We start from the raw sequence: 19455 nt of genomic DNA, 5'->3' as shown, positions 1-19455 counted from the left end.
GGGGCGCCGGGCGGAACGGTACCGCCTTCTGAACCGTTCCGCCCGGAGTCCCGGAATCGGTAATGTGCGGTGCCTGGGGTCCGGGAGGTGCCGCGTGAACCGCTATGACCGGTTGAACGCACTGCTGGAGCTCGTGGCCGAGCGCGGGCGGGTCGAGGTGGACGACATCGCCGTCGAGCTGGACGTCTCCGGCGCGACCATCCGCCGCGACCTCGACCACCTGGCGGAGCAGCAGCTGCTCACCCGGACCAGGGGCGGCGCGGTCGCCCACGCCGTCGCCTACGACCTGCCGCTGCGCTACCGGACGGTGCGGCGGGCGGGGGAGAAGCAGCGCATCGGGCGCGCGGCGGCCGGGCTGGTCACCAAGGGCGCCGTGGTCGGCATGAACGGCGGCACGACCACCACCGAGGTGGCCCGCGCCCTGGCGACCAGCGCTGAGTTCGGCGGCGCGGACGGCGACGGCCTGGTCACCGTGGTCACCAACGCGCTGAACATCGCCACCGAGCTGGCCGTGCGGCCCCAGGTGAAGCTGGTGGTGACCGGCGGGGTGGCGCGGCCGCAGACCTACCAGCTGATGAGCCCGCTCGCCGGGAAGATCATCAACGGGCTGAGCCTCGACGTGACGTTCCTCGGGGTGGACGCCATCGACCCCGACTCGGGGGCCTACTCGCACGACGAGGGCGAGGCCGACGTCAACCGGATGCTCGCCACCCGCGCCCGGCGCGTGGTCGTGGTGGCCGACTCCGCCAAGATCGGGGCCAGGGCGTTCGCCGAGGCCTGCCCGATCAGCGACGTCCACGTGCTGGTCACCGACGTCGACGCGGCCCCGGAGGACGTGCGCCGGTTCCGCGAGCGCGGGGTCGAGGTCAGGCTGGTCTGAGGCGCGGTCCACTGTGGTCCGCACGTGAGCTTCCCTCGGTCGCCGACCCCTCCGGTTGCGTTCCGGTCACGCCGTCGCGCGAAGTGCTTGACACCGCCCTGTGGCCCGGGACACAGTTGCCGCCGATTTCGGACGTCGGTAACGGGGGAGCGTTTTCCGGGACGAGGGGGCCTGGCCATGGCACGCTCGGCGTTCACGACTTGACCGCAGTGGGAGGAGAAGTGCCACGCGGTTCTCAGGGCCGGTCGTCACGTGTTGGGAGAGCCGTGGCGACCGGCCACAAACGGCGGGGAGCGCGCCGTGGCGACGCGGCGCGCTCCCCCCTTCGGGGGTGTCGCCACCCGATGGCGGCGGGCGAGGCCGCGCCCGGGACCAGCAGGACGGGCGCGCCCGAGCCGTCCGCGGGCGCCGACCACACGTCGTTGACGCCGTCGTCCCGTTGCCGCCCGTAGGCGACGGTGCGGTCGTCCAGCCAGGCCGGCTGGTCGTCCACGCTCCGGGTCTCCGCGAGCGGCGTCACCGCCCCGGTGGCCAGGTCCCGCACCGACAGCCGCCACCCGCGCCCCGGGTCACCGCCCACCGCGGCCTCGTAGGCGATGCGGGTCCCGTCCGGCGACAGCGAGGGGCACTCCACGCCGTCGGCGACCGACCGCAGCGACCGCGCCGCGAGGTCGCCCTCCACGAGGTGGCGACGCCCGCCGGTGGACATGGTGGCGTAGAAGCGGTTGTCGTCGGCGAACGTGACGCCCCAGAAGCTGCGGTCCGCCGCGGTGGTCACCACCCCGTCCACCGAGGAGGTGAACTCCTCCGGGTCGCGCACCAGCTCACCGGTGCGGGTGTCGAGGATCCCGGTGCTGGTGGAGAAGGCCCCGGAGGCGTACGAGTGGCCGTCCACGAACAGCGTCCAGGCCACCATGCGGCCGCTCGCCGAGACCCGGGCCCGGTTCGGGAAGCCGGTCAGCGGCACCGCCCGCAGCTCCCGCCAGGAGCTGTCGAGCACGGCCGGCCCGCCCGCCTCGAACGCGCCGACCGGCCGCAGGCAGGCCGTGGCGCCACCCGCGCTGTAGGCCCGGTCGCACCGTTGGCCGACCACCTACCGCGGACCGCCGGGGTCCGACCTCGCCACGGTCGACAGCACGCCGTTGCTCGGCACCACCAGCCGGGGACCGCTCACCGCGCCGGGCGCGGGCGCGGCCGGCGGACCGGCGGACCTCGCCGCGTAGCCGACCGCCACCCCGGCCGGCAGCAGCGCCGCCACCGCGGTGGTCAGCAGCTTGGCCCGGACGTTCACGGGCGCCTCCTCAGCAGGACGAACGTGGTGACCAGGGCGACCCCGACCGCCGCCGCCCCGGTCGCGGCCCCCGGAACTGCCAGGCCAGCCCGAACAGCACGGAGGAGCCCAGGTACGCCACCGCCTGTCCACTCTGGACCAGGGCGATGCCGGTGGCGCGCAGCCGCTCCGGCAGCAGCGGTCCGGCCAGCGCCACCAGCACGCCGTCCGTCGCCGCGTAGAAGACGCCGTAGAGCAGCACCACCGCGACCACCAGCGGCCACCCGCGCAGGGGCCCCGGCACGAGCAGGTAGACCGCGCCGAGCGCGACGTACCCGCCGAGCAGCACCGGCAGCCTGCCCACGCGGTCGGCCAGCGCGCCGAGCGGCGCGGCCAGCAGCAGGCACACCAGGCTGGTGCCGACCGCCGGCAGCGGGAACCAGCCGATCGCCAGGCCCTCGCGCCGCTGGAGCAGCGGGTACACGAACCCGTCGCCGATCGTGGCCAGGCCCGGCAGCGACGCCGCGAGCACGACCCGCCGCACGCCCGCGTCGCGCCACAGCCCGCCGACCGCGGCCACCCGCACCGGTGCGGCGGGCAGCGCCGACCGGTGGTCGCGCACGAACAGCACCAGGACCACCACGCCCATGGCGGCGACGCACGCGCTGGTCACGAACACCGAGTCGAACGAGCCGCCGGTCGCGGCCAGCATCGCCAGGGCGACCAGGGGACCGGCGAACGCGCCCGCGCCGTCCATCGCCCGGTGCACGCCGAACGCCCGGCCCAGGGCGTCCGCCGGCGTCGACAGGGTGATCAGCGCGTCGCGGGGCGCGGGGCGCGGTGCGCAGGCCCTTGCCCGCGCGGTCGAGGGCGATCACCGCGCCCAGCGCGGCGGTGGACGTCCCGGCGAGCACGAGCGCCGGCTTGGCCACCGCGGACAGGGCGTAGCCGAGGCCGGCCACGGCCTTGCGCCTGCTGGTCCGGTCGGCCAGGTAGCCGCCGACCAGCCGCAGCAGGGTGGTGGCCCTGGGTGTAGAGGCCGTCGACGACGCCGTAGGCGGCGGGGCTGAGCTGGAGCCCGACGACGAGGTAGAGGGGCAGGACCGCGGTGACCATCTCCGACGAGACGTCGGTGATCAGGCTGACCGCGCCGAGCGCGAAGACGTTGGCGCTCACGCCCCGCCGGCCCAGCTCCCGGGCGCGGGCGGGCTCAGTGGCAGGCGGTGGAGCCGCTGTCGGTGAACGTCTTGCCCGCCTCCGGCACGAACTGCCAGGAGAAGCTGTCGCTGTGCAGGGTCAGCTTCAGCACGCCGTAGGTGTTGCTGTCGCGCACCTCGCTGTTGGGCCGGATGGTGCCGAACGAGTAGTGGCTCGCCCCGCCCATGCCCGCGACGAACGTGCGGATGCCCTGCGCGGTGTCCAGGCCGCCGTTGGGGTTCTGCGGGACGAACCGCTCGTACTTGGTGGTTGTGCCCGAAGAGCACCACGTCGGCGTTGTGGTCGTAGAGGGCCTGGAACAGGGGGCGCGTCGCGGTGGACGGCGAGTGGTTGGCGCCAGGTCCGCGCGCAGCCACCTCTCCTGCGCCGAGCCGGCCGCCGTGCTGATGTTGCTGTTCCGCGAGACGACGTGCCAGTTGCCCAGGTCGTAGGAGTAGTAGCCCTGGCCGGCTGGTCCGGCGAGCGAGCCGAAGTAGTTGTAGTACCCGGTGGCGCCGCTGGTGTTGTAGTCGTGGTTGTCGGTGGTGAACACCGTGCCGGGGATGCCGTCCAGCAGCGCGGCCGTGGCGCTGTCGCCGGAGCCGGAGAGGCCGGAGCCGGAGAGGCCGGAGACGGAGAACCTGAGGAACATCCGCTTGACCGGCGAGCCGTCCACGCCGAGTCGGCCGGACGTGCCGTGGTTCGTGCCGGGTGCGGAACCGTCGACGTAGGTGTCGGCGGTCGGGGTGAAGGTGGCGGTGGCCGCCCAGGCGGCCGGGAGGTGGTCGGACGAGGCGACGGCGGTCAACGCGGCGGCGGTGACGACGCCGATGACGAGCACCGCCGGTAAAGCCCCGCGACCTGACGTGCGGAACCCTCCGCTTCAGGTGTGCCCGGACGAGGCATGTGCCTTCGAGTTCGTGCGCCCTCGGGGCGTTGCAGAGAGCAGGGACCCTTGAACACGTCGTGCCGATGGTCAGGCGGACGGCAGGTGAACGCGGGGCGAAAGGGGGGATCGGCCGCGGTCAGTGCAGCTCGGCCGCCGCGGCCCGGAAGACCGCGTCCGCCACGCGCGCCAGCGGCGGGGAGTCGAGCTTCCACTGCTGCCAGTGCAGCGGCACGTCCACCGGGCGGTCCGGGGCCAGGTGCACCAGGCCCCGGTGCCGCCGGACCTGGTGCTCGGTCAGCAGCGCCCACCCCGCGCCCGCCGCCACGGCGTCCTCGAACACGTGCCCGTCCGGCAGGTGGTGGCGGCGCGCGGCCGCGTCGTGGCCGGTCAGCTCGCGGCAGAACGCGTCCTGGAGGTCGTCCTTCGCGTCGAACACGACGACCGGCGCCTCGTGCAGCGGCCGGTCCGCCCAGCGGCGCGCGAACCGCCTGGCGGCCACCGCGTGGTAGCGGATGCTCCCCAGCGGCCGGACCCGGCAACCCTGCACCGGCCGCGGCGACGACGTCACGGCGGCCACGACCGAGCCCTGGCGCAGCAGGTCGGCGGTGTGGTCCTGGTCCTCCCGCCGCACGGTCAGCACCAGGCCCTCGTCGCCCGCCAGCTCCTTGACCGCGCGGCGGAACCAGGTGGACAGCGAGTCGGCGTTCACCGCCACCGGGATCGGCGTCGGGTCCTCGACCAGGCCGAGAGCCTCGCGCGCGTCCCGGTCCAGCAGCGCCTGCTGCCTGCCGTACCGGGCGATCACCGCGCCGGAGCCGGTCAGCCGAGCGGGCTTGGACCGCACCAGCAGCACCCGGCCGGTGCGCTGCTCCAGTTGCTTGACGCGCTGGCTGACCGCGGAAGGCGTGACGTGCAGCGCCTTGGCCGCGGCGTCGAACGTGCCCTCGTCCACCACGGCCAGCAGGGTGCGCACGCACTCCGGATCCAGCATCACGGCTGCTAATGATACGTAAGTAACTGTAGCTGGCCTTATGGCGAGCCCGTTCTTACCGTCGTGGTGTGATGCGCGCACTGCTCGCCGGGCTCGGCACCGGCCTCTCCCTGATCGTCGTCATCGGCGCGCAGAACGCCCTGGTGCTGCGGCAAGGCGTGCTGAGGCAGCGGGTGCCGGCGGTAGTGGCCATCTGCGCGGGCTCGGACATGCTGCTCATCGCGCTCGGCGTGGGCGGTGTCGGCGCGGCGCTGACCGCGTGGCCGGCCGCCCTGGAGGTGGTGCGCTGGGTCGGCGCGGCGTTCCTGGTCGGCTACGGCGTGCTGGCCGCGCGGCGCGTGCTGCGGCCGGCCGCGCTGGAGGTCGGCGGCGCGGCGTCCGCGGCGATCGCCACGTGCCTGGCGCTGACCTGGCTCAACCCGCACGTGTACCTGGACACCGTGCTGCTGCTCGGCACCGCTTCCACCGGCTTCGGCGACGACCGGTGGTGGTTCGGGGCGGGCGCGATGGCCGCCAGCGCGCTGTGGTTCGGCTGCTTGGGCTTCGGCGCGCGTCGGCTGTCGGGCACGTTCGCCCGCCCCTCGGCGTGGCGGGTGCTGGACGCGGCGGTCGCCGTGGTGGTCACGGCGACCGGCGTCTCACTCGTCCTCTAGTACGCGTACGGCCAGCCCTGGCTGTCGTAGGCGAGCAGGTTGATGCCGAGCAGCGCGGCCCCGCTGCTGGTGTAGTAGTGGTAGGCGAGGACGTCGGCGTCCGTGTCCGTGAACACGTCCTGGTGACCCGGGCCGATCACCGAGCCGTGCGTCGCCAGGATCTCGGTGCCGCCGCCGGAGTTCAGGTCCCGGCCGTTGCGGTCCACGTACGGGCCGGTGACGCTGGTCGAGCGGCCGACCATGACCCGGTACGTGCTCGACGCGCCGCGGCAGCAGTAGTCGAACGACACGAACAGGTAGTAGTAGTTGCCGCGCTTGACGATCGTCGGCGCCTCGATCGGCCCGCCGTTGCGGCTCGCGATGGACCGGATGGTGCTGTCGCTGCGCTTGCCCGTCGACGGGCTGAGCGCGACCATCTTGATGCCCGACCAGAACGAGCCGAAGCTCAGCCACCAGCGGCCCTGGTCGTCGATCACCAGGTTGGGGTCGATGGCGTTGAAGTTGTCGCTGGTGCGGGACTCGACGACCAGGCCCTGGTTGGTCCACGAACCGGCCGCGCCGGTGGTGCTGGTGGCCAGGAAGATCGCCGACCGGTTCGAGCCGAAGGACGACGCCGAGTAGTACAGGTAGTAGCGGCCGTTCTGGTACGACAGGTCCGGCGCCCAGAGGTTGCGGCCGCCGTTGGTGTAGGTCGTCGTCCACGACGCGCCGTTGGGGAAGACCTGGCCCGCGTTGCGGAACGCGGTGCGGTCGGCGGAGGTCTTCAGCGCGATGTTGTCGCCGGTGTGGGCGACCAGGTAGCCGCCCTCGGGTCGTTTGACGAACGTCGGGTCGTGCACGTGGACGTCGCCGGTCACCCGTCCCGGACCCGGATAAGCGGGTGCCGCGTTAGCGCTACCACCGGCGGTCAACGTCGCCGAGACGGTAAGAGCGGCTAAGAGCCCTGCGCCCCACGCGATCGCCTTTGACCTGCGTGTATCCATGCTTCGCCTCCTTGCGAGCAGGTTTGGGAACGCTCCCAACACCTCGGAACTATCGCGAGTTCGGGGTGGCGAAGTCAAGGCTTGCCGGTGATTTATGTGAGCGTTAACAGGTCGGGGTGCCCAAGCGGGCCGACCGTGAGGTACACGAGACCGCGTCGGCGCCGGGCGGGGACCCCACCCGGCGCCGAGGGGTCACCAGGTGCTGTTGACCAGCCCGGTGCCCAGGTAGACCTGGTCGAACCCGTTGCCGTCGTTGTCGTCGGTGTAGGCGACGGTGATCCGCCCCCACGCGTCCACGCCCAGCGCCGGCTCGTCCTGCCTGCCGGTGGCGGTCGAGACGGTCGCCTGCCGGGGCAGCCGGCCCTCGGCCGTGCCGTCCGGGTTCAGGCCCTGCGTCACGACGTCCTGCGCCCGCACCCAGCTCACCACGACGTTGAGCTGGTCGTCGATGCCGACCCGGGGATCCGCCCCGGTCTGCACGGCATCGGCCAAGACCGTGTCGGTGGCCGTCCGGGCCGCCCCGGCGGCGGTGAACGACCGGGCGGCCACCGCGGCGGCGCCCGTGTGGTCGGTCTCCCAGGCCACCGCGAAGTCGCCGTTGAAGTTCGCCGCCACCACCGGCCGCCGCTGCTGCCCGTCGCCCGCGGCGTTGGCCGTGCCCTGCGCCAGCTTCACGCCGCCGGACGGGGTCAGGACCTTCCGGCCGATGTTGGAGAACCCGTTGCCGTCGCCGTCCTCGTCCCACACCACGATCGCGTTGCCCGCCGCGCCCATGGCCACGTCCGGCCGCTGGTGCGCGCCGCCCGCGTTGTTGACCTGAGCCTCGTAGGTCTTCGAGGTCGCCGACGCGAACCCGGCCGCCCGCACGGTCGGCTCCGCCCCGGTCTGCCGGTCCTCCCACACCACCGCGAACCCGGCGGTGTCGGGGTCGGCGGCGACCGCCGGGGCGAGCTGCTGGCCGTCCGCGCTCGCGTTGGCCCGCGCCGAACCGGTCACCGCGCCCGTGGTCGAGAGCGTCCGCACCTGGACGTTGTAGTAGCCGTTGCCGTCCGCGTCGTCGGCCCACACCACGACCGCGGTGCCGTCGTCGTGCAGGGCCACGTCCGGCCGCACGTGCCGCCAGTCGCCGCTGCCGCCCGCCGACAGCTTCTGCTCGTAGCGCGACGCGCCGTCCTTGAACAGCCGCACCCACACGTCGGTGCGCGCGTCGTCGGCGGGCGTCGCGGAGTCGCGGTCGTCCTCCCACGCGACGGCGGTCCAGCCGTTGCGGACCGCGGACACCGCGGCGTTGTCCTGGTCGCCGGTCGCGGCGCTGTTGGCCGTGGTCCACGTGGCCGCCGCCGACGCCGTGCCCGCGCCCAGCAGGAGGAGCCCGCACACCAGGGGGATGATCTTCTTCATGGCGCCTGCAATCCGGGGTTGCCCGCTTCGACGACGTAGCTCTGGAGCGTCCTGACCGGGTAGTCGCGGGTGGTGACCCGGTCCACGAAGCGGAAGTCGACGTCGACCCGCGAGGGCGTGGTCCGGGTGCGGACGTAGCCCCGGAGGTTCTTGTGGAACTTGACGTGCGGGTTCAGGCCGGACAGGCCGTTGTCCGCGGCGTTGCCGTCGCCGCCCGAGGTGATCGAGGTGGTGACCAGCTCGGTGCCGATCACCCGGTCCTGGGCGTCGTAGTCGAGCAGCAGGTCCGCCGCCCACGACCGGTGCACGTCGCCGGTGAGCACGACGGTGTTGCGCAGGCCCGCCGAGTCCCAGCCGCGCTGGAGCCGGTCCCGGTTGGCGCGGTAGCCGTCCCAGGAGTCCATGGACCGCGCGCCGTCCGCCGAGGCGAGCTTCTGCGCGAAGAACACCTGCTGGCCCAGGAAGTCCCAGGTGCCGAGCCGCTGCCGCATCCCGTCGAGCAGCCACGCCTCCTGCGCCGCGCCGGTGAGCGTGCGCGCCGGGTCGTCGGCGTCCGCGCACACCTTGGTGCCGTCGCCGCACGCCTGGTCGTCGCGGTGCTGGCGGGTGTCGAGCATGTGGAACGTGGCCAGGCCGCCCCAGCGCACCCGGCGGTAGAGCCGCATGTCCTCCGCCACCGGCCGCTGCGCCGCACGCAGCGGCATGTGCTCGTAGTAGGCCTTGTACGCCGCCGCGCGGCGCGCCCGGAAGTCACCGGCGGGGGAGGTGTTGGCGCGCACCAGGTCGGCGTAGTTGTTCTCCACCTCGTGGTCGTCCCACACGACCAGCCACGGCGCGGCGGCGTGCGCGGCCTGGAGGTCCACGTCGGTCTTGTACTGCGCGTGCCGCACCCGGTAGTCGGCCAGGCCCGCGATCTCCGCCGACGGCGCGAACCGGCGCACCCTGGTGGTGGTCGCGGCGCCCTCGTAGATGTAGTCGCCCAGGTGCAGCACCAGGTGCGGGTTCTCCTCGGCCATCCGCCGGTAGGCGGTGAAGTACCCCTCCTCGTAGTGCGAGCAGGAGGCGAACACCATGGTCAGCTCGGAGCCGGCGCCGGGCGCGGGCGCGGTCACGCCGCGGCCGACCGGCGAGATATGGCCGGCGGCGCGGAACCGGTAGGAGTACTCGCGGCCGGGTTGGAGGCCGGTCACCTCCACGTGCGCGCTGTGCGCCCACTCGCGCGTCGCGGTGTGCGAGCCGCTGCGCACGACCTGCGTGAACCGGTTGTCGGTCGCGACCTGCCACTCGACGGTCACCGGGTCGGCCGCCATGCCGCCCAGGCCGTCGGCGGCGAGCGGGCTGGGCGCCAGGCGCGTCCAGATCACGAAGCCGTCCGGCGCGGGGTCGCCGGAGGCGACGCCCAGGGTGAACGGGTAGGCGAGGGCGTTGGCGGGTGCGGGCGCGAGGATCGTCGCGCCCGCACCCGCCACGCCGCCGGCGATGAGCGTCCGTCGGGTCAGCGGGGACATCGGCACTCCTTCGGTGCAGGGCCGGGAAGCACGCTGCCGAAACACTTGCGAGCTCCTGCCTACACCCGCCAGGTGATCGCGACGTGTACGCGCGGTGGATCCGGGTGGGCGACGAGGCACGGCAAGACGGGGTGCCGTAGCGGACCCGCGGGGCGAGAGGACCGGCACGTCCACCAACGCCGACCGCGCCGTCCACCACTTCCACACCCGCGCCAAGACCGCGCCGGAGCCGGAGGCCTCCCGCCGCCTCGGAGGAGTCCCTGGCGCGCGCGAAGGGCATGATCAGCCTGGACTCCTGACGGTCCGTGGCGGGTCGGAGAAGAAAACCGCCGACGGGGTGTATCTGGAGGGGTCTCTGGCGTGTCAAGAACCCGGGTGAACCGATCCGGGTCACCGTACGTGTCGAAGCAGTACTCGACGACCATCCTTGAGGGGGCGACCCGGTCGTGCACCAGGCCGAAGCCAAGACCACGTTGATCAAGATGCCGCGCCGGCCGGCCGAGACCCCGGCCGGGGACTGGGCGACCGGCCTGTTCAAGAAGCTCGACCCGCTGCCGACCGGCCGGGAGCCGTTGCGCGTCGTGGTGGCGGGCGGCGGCCCGGTCGGGCTGTCCTTCGCCTGCGCGCTGCGGGCGATGATGGGGGACCAGGTCGAGGTCAGGGTCCACGACCGGCGGTGGAAGCGGCAGGGCGACCGGGTCGTGTGGCTGGGCCAGGCCGAGGGCAACTTCCGGCGCGAGCAGGTCGTGACGCTCCAGAGCAACGTGTGGTCGACCCTGCCGCACCGCGTGCAGGAGCGGCTGTTCACCGGGGGCAGGTTCGGCGAGATGTGGCCGCTGGGCCCGGACTCGCCCGCGGCGAAGGGCCGCCCGCGCAACATCAAGATCCGGTGGGTCGAGGACTGCCTGCTGGACATGGCGCAGGACGTCTACGGCGTCGAACTGGTGCCCGGCCGCTACGAAGTCCCCGCGGCGTGGGGCGACACGCACATCCTGGTCGTCGCCGACGGCGCGAACTCGCCGACCCGCGACCGGCTCAAGGACCACTTCGGCAAGCCCGACCGGGACTTCTACTCGGTCGACGGCGAGCAGCTGGTCGAGACCGTGCTGGGCATCCGGGTCAAGGGCGTGTTCCCCGACGAGCACACGGTGCCGCTGACGGTCAGCCAGAACCGGTACCTGTTCAACTCCCTGGGCGGCGGGTTCATCAACATGCGGCTGACCGCCGAGGAGGCCTCGGAGATCGTGGCCATCGGCGAGAACGGCCCGGTCGACTGCATCCGCACCTACCGGTGCACGGTGCTGCCGCGCGGCGACCGGTTCGCCTGCGACCGGCACCGCGCGGTCTTCAAGCCGTCGGTGGACCGGCTGTCGTTCCTGTGGCCGCGCGTCCTGGAGGGCGTGCGGTTCTTCGGCGCGACGCCGCGCGACATCCAGGGCATCACCATGTTCAACCTGAGCATGACGCAGAACTCCCGCTTCACCGCCCAGCTCGGCCCGGCCACGTTCGGGTTCCTCATCGGCGACGCGGCCAACTCCCTGCACTTCTGGCCCGGCCGCGGCCTGAACACCGGCGTGAAGAGCGCGCTGTCGCTGGCGGGCGCGTTGCGCTCGCGGTGGCAGGGCAGGCAGTTCCGCGCGTCCGACTTCTCCGGCCACGAGGGCTTGATGCAGCAGCTCCAGTACCGCGAGAAGTCCCGGGCGTGGACGACCATGCTCATGCCCGACGAGGACGGGGTGTCGCGCGGCATCGAGGCGCGGCTGCGCGAGGGCCTCGAAGGGCCGTACGACCGGGCGGCGCTGACCACCGCGCTGTGGGAGCGCGTCAAGGCGGTCAAGGCGCGGCTGGTCGGCCGCATGGGGCAGCTGCCGCCGGACGAGTGGTACCTCCAGCGCATCAACGGCCTGCACGTGAAGACGGTGAAGCAGCTCGTGGAGAGCGGGGCGTGGATCACCCGCGAGATCGGCGGCGACGAGGTGGCCGTCGACGTGGACTTCCCGGAGTCCTACCTGGCGGAGGTCCCGGCGCGGCCGCCCGCCGCCCCGCTGACGCCGGTCGTGCCGCAGGTCGACCCCGATCGGCCGGCGCCGGAGCCGAGGTCGGACACCGAGCCGACCGTGCTCAAGCCGCTGCGCGACGTGCTGCCGCTCGACCGGACCACGGCACCGCCGGTCCCGCAGCGCTGATGCCGCGGCGCTGGTCCGGGCTGGTCCCGGGCGCCCGCCGACCGCGTGAGCCTCGCGCCGCGCGGTCGGCGGGCGCCCGGCGGTGTGAGCGGCGCGCGGACGACCGGTCCCGCGCCGGCCCGGGCGACCGGCCCCGGAACCCCGGCGTGCGCCGGACTACCCGACCGGTTCCCCGACCCGGCGCGCGCCGGCCGCCGCGGTGGCGGTCCAGCTCTCCGGCTCGGTGTAGCCGTGCCCCGCGAAGGCCGCGCGCACGGCCGCCGCGCAGGCGTCGGCCGCCGACTCCTCGACCAGCGCGATGACGCAGCCGCCGAACCCGCCGCCGGTCATCCGGGCGCCCAGCGCGCCCTCGTGCAGCAGCGCGTCCACCGCCACGTCCAGCTCGGGCACCGTCACCTCGTAGTCGTCGCGCAGCGACTCGTGCGACGCGGTCATCAGCGGCCCGATCTCGCCGATCCGACCCTCCCGCAGCAGGTCCGCCACCTCCAGCACGCGCGCGTTCTCGCTCACCACGTGCCGCACCCGCGGCACCAGCTTCTCGGGCAGGTCGTGCGGCTCGCCGACCAGGTCCCGCAGCGCGGGCACGCCCAGCAGCTCGGCCGCGCGGTGGCAGTCGCGGCGGCGGGCCGCGTACTCGCCGTCCACCAGCCGGTGCGGCGCCTTGGTGTCCACGACCAGCAGCGCGAGCCCGGCGGCGGCCGGGTCGAACGGGATGTGCTCGACCGCCAGCGTCCGCGTGTCCAGCAGCAGCGCGTGCCGCTCCCACGCCAGCAGCGACGCCGACTGGTCCATGATCCCGCACGGCATCCCGACGAACTCGTTCTCCGCGCGCTGCGCGAGCCGCGCCAGCTCCCGGCGGTCCAGCTCGACCCCGGACAGCTCGGTCACGGCGAGCGCGGTGGCGCTCTCCAGCGCCGCCGACGAGGACAGTCCCGCGCCCAGCGGCACGTTGCCGTCCACCAGCAGGTCGAACCCGCCGATCGGGTGCCCGGCCTCGCGCAGCGCCCACACCACGCCCGCCACGTACCCGGCCCACCCGGTCACCGCGCCCGGCCGCAGGTCCGCCACGCCCAACTCGGCGGTGCCGGCTGCCTGCCGGGAGGCCATCCGCAGCACGTCGTCGTCGCGCCGGTGCGCCTGCACCCGCACCGAGTGGGGCAGGGCGATGGGCAGCACGAAGCCGTCGTTGTAGTCGGTGTGCTCGCCGATGAGGTTGATCCTGCCCGGAGCCTCGAACACCCCGTCACGCGCCACCCGTGCTCTCCCTCACCCGCAGCGTGAACGGCGTCCGCACGTGCTCCGTCGGCCGTTCGGTGTCCTCCACGCGCCGGCGCAGCAGGTCCACCGCGGCGTGCGCGATGGCGGCCTTGTCCGGGGCGACCGTGGTCAGCGAGGGGAGGCTGTAGGCGCCTTCCTCAGTGTTGTCGAAGCCTACGACAGCGAGGTCGTCCGGCACCCGCACACCCCGCTCGGCCGCGGCCCGCACCGCGCCGACGGCGAGCAGGTCGTTGAAGCAGAACACGGCGTCCGGCGGCTCGGGGGAGCCCAGCAGCCGCGCCATGGCCTCCGCGCCGTCGCGGCGGTGGTAGTTCAGGGCGGTCGCGACCAGGTCCTCGCGCACGGGCAGGCCCGCCTCGGTGAGCGCGAGCCGGTAGCCGGCCAGGCGCTGCGCGGCGGTGCCGCGGTGGGGGTGCGCGCCGATGGCGGCGATCCGGGTGCGGCCGAGGGAGACCAGGTGCGCCACGGCCTCGCGCGCGGCGGCCACGTTGTCGATGCCGACGTGGTCGAACGGCACGTCCACGCGGTGCTCGCCCAGCAGCACCACCGGGATGCCGGGCACCAGCTCGCCGAAGTCGTGCGTCGTCAGCGCCTCGGGGCTCACGATCGCGGCGTCGATCATGTGCGGGCCGAGGGCGGCGAGCGTGTCGCGCTCACCGTCGCGGGTGCCCTGGGTCTGCTCGATCAGCACGTTCCACTCGTGCTCCTGCGCCGCGCCGAGCACGAGGTTCGCCAGCTCGGCGAAGTAGGGCACCACCAGCTCCGGCAGCACCAGGGCGACGAAACCGGTCCGGCCCCGGCGCAGGTTGCGCGCGCCCAGGTTGGGCCGGTAGCCCGTGGTGAGCAGCGCCTCCTCGACCCGGCGGCGGTTCTCGGGTTTCACGAACGCGTAGCCGTTGACCACGTTCGACACCGTCTTCACCGACACGCCGGCCAGCGCGGCGACGTCCTTCAGCGTGGCCAACCGGCTCCTCCGCGAACTCTGGTCTCGGCAACGACCGGAATCGTAGCCGGCCACCACTTCGCTTACAACGTTGTAACGCGGGAGTGACCCACGTCACCGGCGAATGCCGGTCAAGACCGGTCGAGACCGCTCAGGACAGGCGGGCCACCAGGGCGAGGCTGCGCTCCACGACCAGCTCCGTGGCTGCCGCGTCGTAGGCGTCGAGGCTGCTGTCGGTGAACAGGTGGGTCGAACCGCGGTAGGTGAACAGCTCGGCGTCGGGGACCAGCCCGACCAGCTCCCGCATCACGTCGAGGTCGCCCCACGCGTCCTCGTCGTTGACGTGCGCCTGCACCGCCACGCCGGCCGGCCAGGACGGCGCGAACGCCGTGGCGGGCACCGCACCGTGGTACAGCAGGACGGCGAGCGCGCCGGGACGGGTCTGGGCGAGCTTCTGCGCCGGCATGGCCCCGAGGGAGGAACCGGCGTAGACGACCCGCTCGGGCAACCCGGCCACCGCCTCGACGCCGCGCTGGACCACCGCGTCGAAACCGATCTCCTCGGCGTGGGCGACGCCCTCCTCCACGGTGGCGAACACCCTGCCGTCGAAGAGGTCGGGCGTGGTGACCCGGTGACCGGCGGCGCGCAACCGGTCGGCGAAGGCGTGGACGCCCGGGGTGAGGCCCTGGGCGTGGTGGAACAGGACGATGTCGGTCACGGCGGTCCTACTGCGCGGCCTTGGCACCGTTCACCCCGCCCAACTCGGAAGGGGCGCCGGCAGGTCCGCGCCCGCCACCGCTCCGCCCCTTCACCACGAACGCGACCACGGCCAGCGTCAGCAGGGCGAAAGCCGGGTACGCCCACCCGATCAGCGACAGCCACCCGGGCCGGGTGATGGTCCAGATCGTCGGCTGCCGGTCGAGCTGGAAGGCGATCAGGTCCCAGAACATGATCGGGCACCACAGCACCAGCAGCGTCCACCGCGCCCACGGCACCACCCGCGAGTGCACCAGCCAGATCAGCAGCGCGCCGACCCACACCCAGTGGTGGTCCCACGAGATCGGCGACAGCAGCAGCCCGAGGAACTGCACCACCAGCACGCCGAGCAGCGCGTCGCGCGCCCGCACCGCCGCCCGCAGGGCGAACCCGGCCAGCACGGACGCCACCACCGCGGCCAGGATCCACGGCCACGTCATCTCGACGTCGTGGCCGAGGGTCCTGGACAGCGCGCCCCGCAGCGACTGGTTGTGCGCGGTGGCGATCGGGCCCACCCGGTCGGCCGCGCCGAGCAGCTCGAACCAGTAGCGCCTCGCCTGCTCCGCGTCGACCAGGAAGCTCAGGCCGACGCTCGCCGCGAACGCCGCCACCGACCACGCCGCGGCCGCGAACCTGCGCGTGGCCAGGAAGTACAGCCCGGAGATGGCGGGCACCAGCTTCACGCCCGCGGTCAGCCCGATGCCCGCGCCCGCGACCCGCGGGTCCCTGGCGACCATGGCCGCCAGCACGACGCCCGCCAGCACCAGGTTGATCTGCCCGAACTCGAACGTGTGGTAGACGGGCTGCATCCACAGCAGCACCGCGGTCCACAGGATCGCCCGCCGCCGCCACAGCCGGGGCTCCTCGGTCCACCCCGCGCCCGCCACCAGGCGCAGGGACACGCGCACCAGCCAGTACAGGCACAGCCCGGACAGCAGCCGGAACGCCCACTGCGCCACCACCCACGGCAGCCACGTCATGGGCAGGAACACCAGCGCGCCGAACGGCGGGTAGGTGAACGGCAGCGGGAAGTCGGGCGGCGAGTGCGGCGAGGTGACCTGGTAGAGGTCGCCCTCCAGCACGTGCGGCGCGAGCGCCCAGTACACGTACAGGTCGATCGTCTCGTTGCCGAACCCGGTGACGATGGTCCAGCCGCGGACGAGCGCGGAGGCGATCAGCAGCCACGGCGCGACGGCCAGCAGCCGCCTCTCCAAGGTTGCCGGGGCGAACGGTTCAGAGGGCACTGCGCTCGGCCTTCGAGGTCGGGGGGAGGGGCGCGCCGGTCCGCCCGCCGCGGAGCAGCCGGGGCATCACGGCGAGGCTGAGCAGGCCGAGCGCCGGGTAGGCCCACCCGAGCGCGGCGAGCGGCCACGGCCGGGGGACCTCCCAGATGGACGGCTGCTGGTCGATCAGGAACGTGATCAGGTCCGCGCCGGTCACGACGACCCACGCCGCGGCGACCGACAGCGCCGGCCACCCCCGCCGCGACCCGCCGTGCACCAGCCACAGCACCAGCGGGATGACCCACAGCCAGTGGTGGCTCCAGGAGATCGGCGAGAGCAGCAGCCCGAACAGCTGCACGGCCACCACGGCGGCCAGGGTGTCGCCGGCCCGCACCGCGGCGCGCAGCGCGAACCCGGTCAGCACCGCGGACACCGCCACGGCGAGCAGCCACGGCCAGGACGTGCCCACGTCGTGCCCGAAGGTGCGCGACAGCGCGCCGCGCAGCGACTGGTTGATCGCCGAGCCGACCGGGCCGACCCGGTCGGCCGCGCCGAGCAGCTCGAACCAGTAGCGCCACGAGTCGCCCGCCGAGGCGACGAAGCCCAGCGCCACCGTGAGCGCGAAGCCCGCCACCGACCACGCCGCGGCCGCGAACCTGCGCGTGACCAGGAAGTACAGCCCCGAGATCGCGGGGGTCAGCTTCAGCCCGGCGGCGACGCCGACGCCGAGGCCCGCCACGGCCTGGCGGGTCGCCACCATCGCCGCGAACGTGCCCGCGACCAGCACCAGGTTGATCTGCCCGAAGTCGAGGGTCTTGCGCACCGGCTCGCACCACAGCGCCAGCCCGGTCCACAGCAGCGCCCGGCGCGACCAGGTGGCGTCGTACGGCTGCCCGGCCCGGGAGGCGAGCAAGCCGAGCGCCGTCCGGACCAGCCACCACAGGCAGACCAGGGACAGCACCTGCCACAGGACGCGCGCGGCGAGCCACGGCAGCGACGAGATCGGCAGGAACGCCAGCGCCGCGAACGGCGGGTAGGTGAACGGCAGCGGGAAGTCCGCCGTGAACGGCATGTTGATCGAGTAGAGCTGGTCGCCCAGCAGGTTCGGCGAGAGGCTCCAGTAGACCTTGAGGTCGATCATGCCCCAGTCGGCCGGGTCGCCCAGCCGCCACGCGTACCAGCCCAGCGACAGGACCAGCACCAGCGGCGCGAACCTGAGGACCCCCTCCTCGACCGCGTGCGCCCGGTCAGCCACCCGAACTCCCGCGCCGCACGTCCGCCCCCTCGTCGACGCCGGTGAGGTCGACGTCCTTGAAATCGATCTTGTCCAGGTCGGCCAGGTCCTTGAAGTCCACGCCGGAGAGGTCCACCCTCGGGAGGTCGACGCCCGAGAGGTCGACGCCCGGCAGGTCCACGCCCGACCGGGCGGCGCCGTGCGACGTGACGCCGGCGATGTGGCGCAGAGCCGCGCCGGGTTCGCGCTGGAGCAGCGCCCGGCCCACCCACACGCCCACCAGGACGGTCAGGGCCAGGTAGGGCCACCACACCCAGGGGTTCATCGAACCGTAGGTCCACCGGGCGACGATCGTGCCGTCGGGCAGGGTGACCAGCACCATCCACACCGACACGCCGGCCGCGACGGCGAGCCACCTGTCCCGCCACGCGAACACCGCGGCCAGCGCCAGCGCCCAGGTGAAGTACCAGGGGAGCACCGACGGGGCGAGCACGGAGGCGGCGAGCAGGGCGATCGCGGCGCGCCGGACCGCTTCCGCGCCGCCCTCCCGGGCCAGCCACCACTGGCGGACGAGCACGGCGACCAGCACGTACATGCCAGCCGACCGGAAGAAGCCGAGGAAGCCCTCGTAGGTGAACACGCCGAAGTGGCGGCCGACCGCGTGGTAGGTGAGCTCCGCCACCGCGCAGGGCAGGGACATCCAGGTCAGCAGCGGGGTCTGCGAGCGCAGCACGTCGATCCACCCCAGGTCGACGCCCGCCACCAGGGTGGACAGGGCGAACACGACCACGAAGGCGCCGCCGCCCGCGGCCGCGCCCTTGAGGAAGCGGTGCCGCGCGGGACCGGACAGCCGCGCCACCCACACCCACACCAGGAACGGGGCGACCAGCAGCGCCGTGGCCTTCACCGCGGCGGCCAGGGCGATCACCGCGAACCCGAGCACGTGCCTGCGGTCGAGCACCATCAGCACGCCGACGGCCATCAGGCCGACCATCAGGATGTCGTTGTGCGCGCCGCCGATGCCCACGGCCACCACCAGCGGGTTGGCCACGGTCAGCCACAGGGCCACCGGGGCGCGCCCGCCGAGGTGGCGGGTGAGGCCCGGGATCGCCCAGGCGAGCAGCACCAGCCCGGCGAGCACGGCCAGGCGCATGAGGATCGCGCCGAGGATGACGTTGTCGCCGACCACGGCCACCGTGGACTTGGCCAGCAGCAGGAACAGCGGCCCGTAGGGCGACGGCGTGTCCTGCCACAGCCCGGCCACGTTGCCGCTCAGCGGCAGGTCCAGCGCCGACGCGCCGGTCGTGTAGGGGTCGAACCCGCGCAGCGCCACCGCGCCCTGCGCCAGGTAGCTGTAGACGTCCCGGCTGTAGAGGGGCGGGGCGATGATCAGCGGCGCGGTCCAGGCCGCGGCGGTCAGCGCCACCGCCCGGCCGCCGATCCGCCCGGTGCGCACCAGTCGGCCGAGCCGGACCCACGACACCACCATGAGCGCCAGCCCCGCGTACAGGACGGCGAAGGCGAGGTCGTGCCCGTGGCCGTAGCGCATCGCGTTGAGGAACGTGCCGCTCAGCAGCGGGTCGCGGCGGACGACCGCGCCCGCGCCCAGCCCGCCGAAGGTGATCAGCACAGCGCCGAGCACGCCCGGGCGCAGCACCTTGGAGGGCACCTGCCGGGACAGCGTCAGCCACGCGTTCAGCCGGGGAGGGAGCAGTTCCGCCCGCCCGGCACTTCCGCTCCGATCAGCGGTCACAGCCGGATCCACCTCGTCGATCCCGGGACCGGTCCGCGTACACGCCGACGGGGCCGGGTGTGCGCGGCACCGTCGCTGAGATCAGGGACGTGTGGGGCCATAACCAGGAATCTTGGCACGACACTCCACCGTAGATGACACGGACCGGTCTTTTATCCTCGTCGTTACAGAGCGGTGTGACGATCCCCACTGAAACGCAACCTCGACGAGACGTGCGTCAGACATCCTGCCCGAGCCGCCGCGCGGGGTTCCGGCGTTCTCGCCGTGGTGGGGTCGGACCGGCGCGCCCGAGGGCGGAAGGCCAGGTCCG

Annotated in this window: 16 protein-coding genes and 1 pseudogene; 3 read left to right on the top strand and 14 right to left on the bottom strand. The window is 73.6% G+C overall.

Translation table 11 applies throughout. The features are described from left to right. The first annotated feature begins 94 nt into the window (after positions 1-94). Positions 95-880: a DeoR/GlpR family DNA-binding transcription regulator gene (locus ABD223_RS09145; RefSeq protein WP_344035566.1), complete on the top strand. Its 786-nt coding sequence runs from the start codon at positions 95-97 to the stop codon at positions 878-880. Between the two features lie 235 nt (positions 881-1115). Here the strand turns inward: ABD223_RS09145 and ABD223_RS09140 are convergent, their stop codons facing one another. From ABD223_RS09140 to ABD223_RS09120, 5 genes and pseudogenes are all read right to left on the bottom strand, one after another. Further along, positions 1116-1973: a TolB family protein gene (locus ABD223_RS09140; RefSeq protein WP_344035565.1), complete on the bottom strand. Its 858-nt coding sequence runs from the start codon at positions 1971-1973 to the stop codon at positions 1116-1118. Continuing rightward, positions 1974-2171, bottom strand: a complete 198-nt coding sequence (locus tag ABD223_RS09135) for a hypothetical protein (RefSeq protein WP_344035563.1) — start codon at positions 2169-2171, stop codon at positions 1974-1976. Continuing rightward, positions 2168-3341 (bottom strand): annotated as a pseudogene (locus ABD223_RS09130) (MFS transporter). Before ABD223_RS09130 ends, ABD223_RS09135 begins: the two are co-directional and overlap by 4 nt. 19 nt (positions 3342-3360) lie before the next feature. Beyond that, positions 3361-4188, bottom strand: coding sequence for a metallophosphoesterase (locus tag ABD223_RS09125; RefSeq protein ID WP_344035562.1), 828 nt, complete (start codon positions 4186-4188; stop codon positions 3361-3363). 184 nt (positions 4189-4372) lie between these two features. Beyond that, positions 4373-5227, bottom strand: a complete 855-nt coding sequence (locus tag ABD223_RS09120) for an ArgP/LysG family DNA-binding transcriptional regulator (protein WP_344035877.1) — start codon at positions 5225-5227, stop codon at positions 4373-4375. A 71-nt stretch (positions 5228-5298) separates the two neighbouring features. On the opposite strand from ABD223_RS09120, the gene ABD223_RS09115 reads away from it, so the two are divergent. After that, positions 5299-5880 (top strand): LysE/ArgO family amino acid transporter, encoded by a 582-nt coding sequence (locus tag ABD223_RS09115; RefSeq protein ID WP_344035876.1) that lies wholly within the window; start codon positions 5299-5301, stop codon positions 5878-5880. Here the strand turns inward: ABD223_RS09115 and ABD223_RS09110 are convergent. From ABD223_RS09110 to ABD223_RS09100, 3 genes are all read right to left on the bottom strand, one after another. Beyond that, positions 5877-6863: an arabinan endo-1,5-alpha-L-arabinosidase gene (locus ABD223_RS09110; protein WP_380648619.1), complete on the bottom strand. Its 987-nt coding sequence runs from the start codon at positions 6861-6863 to the stop codon at positions 5877-5879. The genes ABD223_RS09115 and ABD223_RS09110 overlap by 4 nt on opposite strands. Before the next feature lie 192 nt (positions 6864-7055). Then, on the bottom strand, positions 7056-8264 hold the full coding sequence (locus ABD223_RS09105; protein WP_344035560.1) for a hypothetical protein: 1209 nt from the start codon (positions 8262-8264) through the stop codon (positions 7056-7058). Beyond that, positions 8261-9772 (bottom strand): alkaline phosphatase D family protein, encoded by a 1512-nt coding sequence (locus ABD223_RS09100; protein ID WP_344035559.1) that lies wholly within the window; start codon positions 9770-9772, stop codon positions 8261-8263. The genes ABD223_RS09105 and ABD223_RS09100 overlap by 4 nt, the downstream gene beginning before the upstream one ends. 446 nt (positions 9773-10218) lie before the next feature. Here ABD223_RS09100 and ABD223_RS09095 point away from each other — a divergent pair, with 446 nt between their 5' ends. After that, the gene (locus ABD223_RS09095; protein WP_344035558.1) at positions 10219-11958 is read left to right on the top strand and encodes a hypothetical protein; all 1740 of its coding nucleotides are present in this window, start codon (positions 10219-10221) and stop codon (positions 11956-11958) included. Positions 11959-12114: 156 nt separating this feature from the next. Here the strand turns inward: ABD223_RS09095 and galK are convergent, their stop codons facing one another. From galK to mptB, 6 genes are all read right to left on the bottom strand, one after another. Further along, positions 12115-13212 carry a galactokinase gene (galK, locus tag ABD223_RS09090; RefSeq protein ID WP_344035557.1) on the bottom strand — a complete coding sequence of 366 codons (1098 nt, stop codon included), beginning with the start codon at positions 13210-13212 and terminating at the stop codon, positions 12115-12117. Then, complete coding sequence (locus ABD223_RS09085) at positions 13202-14200, bottom strand: LacI family DNA-binding transcriptional regulator (protein ID WP_344035556.1); 999 nt, start codon at positions 14198-14200, stop codon at positions 13202-13204. Before ABD223_RS09085 ends, galK begins: the two co-directional genes overlap by 11 nt. 130 nt (positions 14201-14330) lie before the next feature. Next, entirely contained in the window at positions 14331-14897 is a 567-nt protein-coding gene (locus ABD223_RS09080) for a dienelactone hydrolase family protein (protein ID WP_344035555.1), read from the bottom strand. A gap of 7 nt (positions 14898-14904) precedes the next feature. Then, positions 14905-16149, bottom strand: a complete 1245-nt coding sequence (locus ABD223_RS09075) for a glycosyltransferase 87 family protein (protein WP_344035554.1) — start codon at positions 16147-16149, stop codon at positions 14905-14907. 19 nt (positions 16150-16168) lie between these two features. Next, the gene (locus tag ABD223_RS09070; RefSeq protein ID WP_344035553.1) at positions 16169-17413 is read right to left on the bottom strand and encodes a glycosyltransferase 87 family protein; all 1245 of its coding nucleotides are present in this window, start codon (positions 17411-17413) and stop codon (positions 16169-16171) included. After that, entirely contained in the window at positions 17406-19145 is a 1740-nt protein-coding gene (mptB, locus tag ABD223_RS09065) for a polyprenol phosphomannose-dependent alpha 1,6 mannosyltransferase MptB (RefSeq protein WP_344035552.1), read from the bottom strand. The genes ABD223_RS09070 and mptB overlap by 8 nt, the downstream gene beginning before the upstream one ends. Between the last annotated feature and the right edge of the window lie 310 nt (positions 19146-19455).

The organism is Saccharothrix xinjiangensis, assembly GCF_039527585.1.
GTDB lineage: Bacteria > Actinomycetota > Actinomycetes > Mycobacteriales > Pseudonocardiaceae > Actinosynnema > Actinosynnema xinjiangensis.
Note: the sequence above shows the minus strand (reverse complement) of the source record. Positions and strands in the feature narration are given on the sequence as shown.

What these genes read in the sequence shown, in the direction of transcription:
- ABD223_RS09100 (WP_344035559.1), bottom strand. Translation starts at nt 9,772, where the DNA reads ATGTCCCCGCTGACCCGACGGACGCTCATCGCCGGCGGCGTGGCGGGT.
- ABD223_RS09115 (WP_344035876.1), top strand. Translation starts at nt 5,299, where the DNA reads ATGCGCGCACTGCTCGCCGGGCTCGGCACCGGCCTCTCCCTGATCGTC.
- ABD223_RS09110 (WP_380648619.1), bottom strand. Translation starts at nt 6,863, where the DNA reads ATGGATACACGCAGGTCAAAGGCGATCGCGTGGGGCGCAGGGCTCTTA.
- ABD223_RS09120 (WP_344035877.1), bottom strand. Translation starts at nt 5,227, where the DNA reads ATGCTGGATCCGGAGTGCGTGCGCACCCTGCTGGCCGTGGTGGACGAG.
- ABD223_RS09105 (WP_344035560.1), bottom strand. Translation starts at nt 8,264, where the DNA reads ATGAAGAAGATCATCCCCCTGGTGTGCGGGCTCCTCCTGCTGGGCGCG.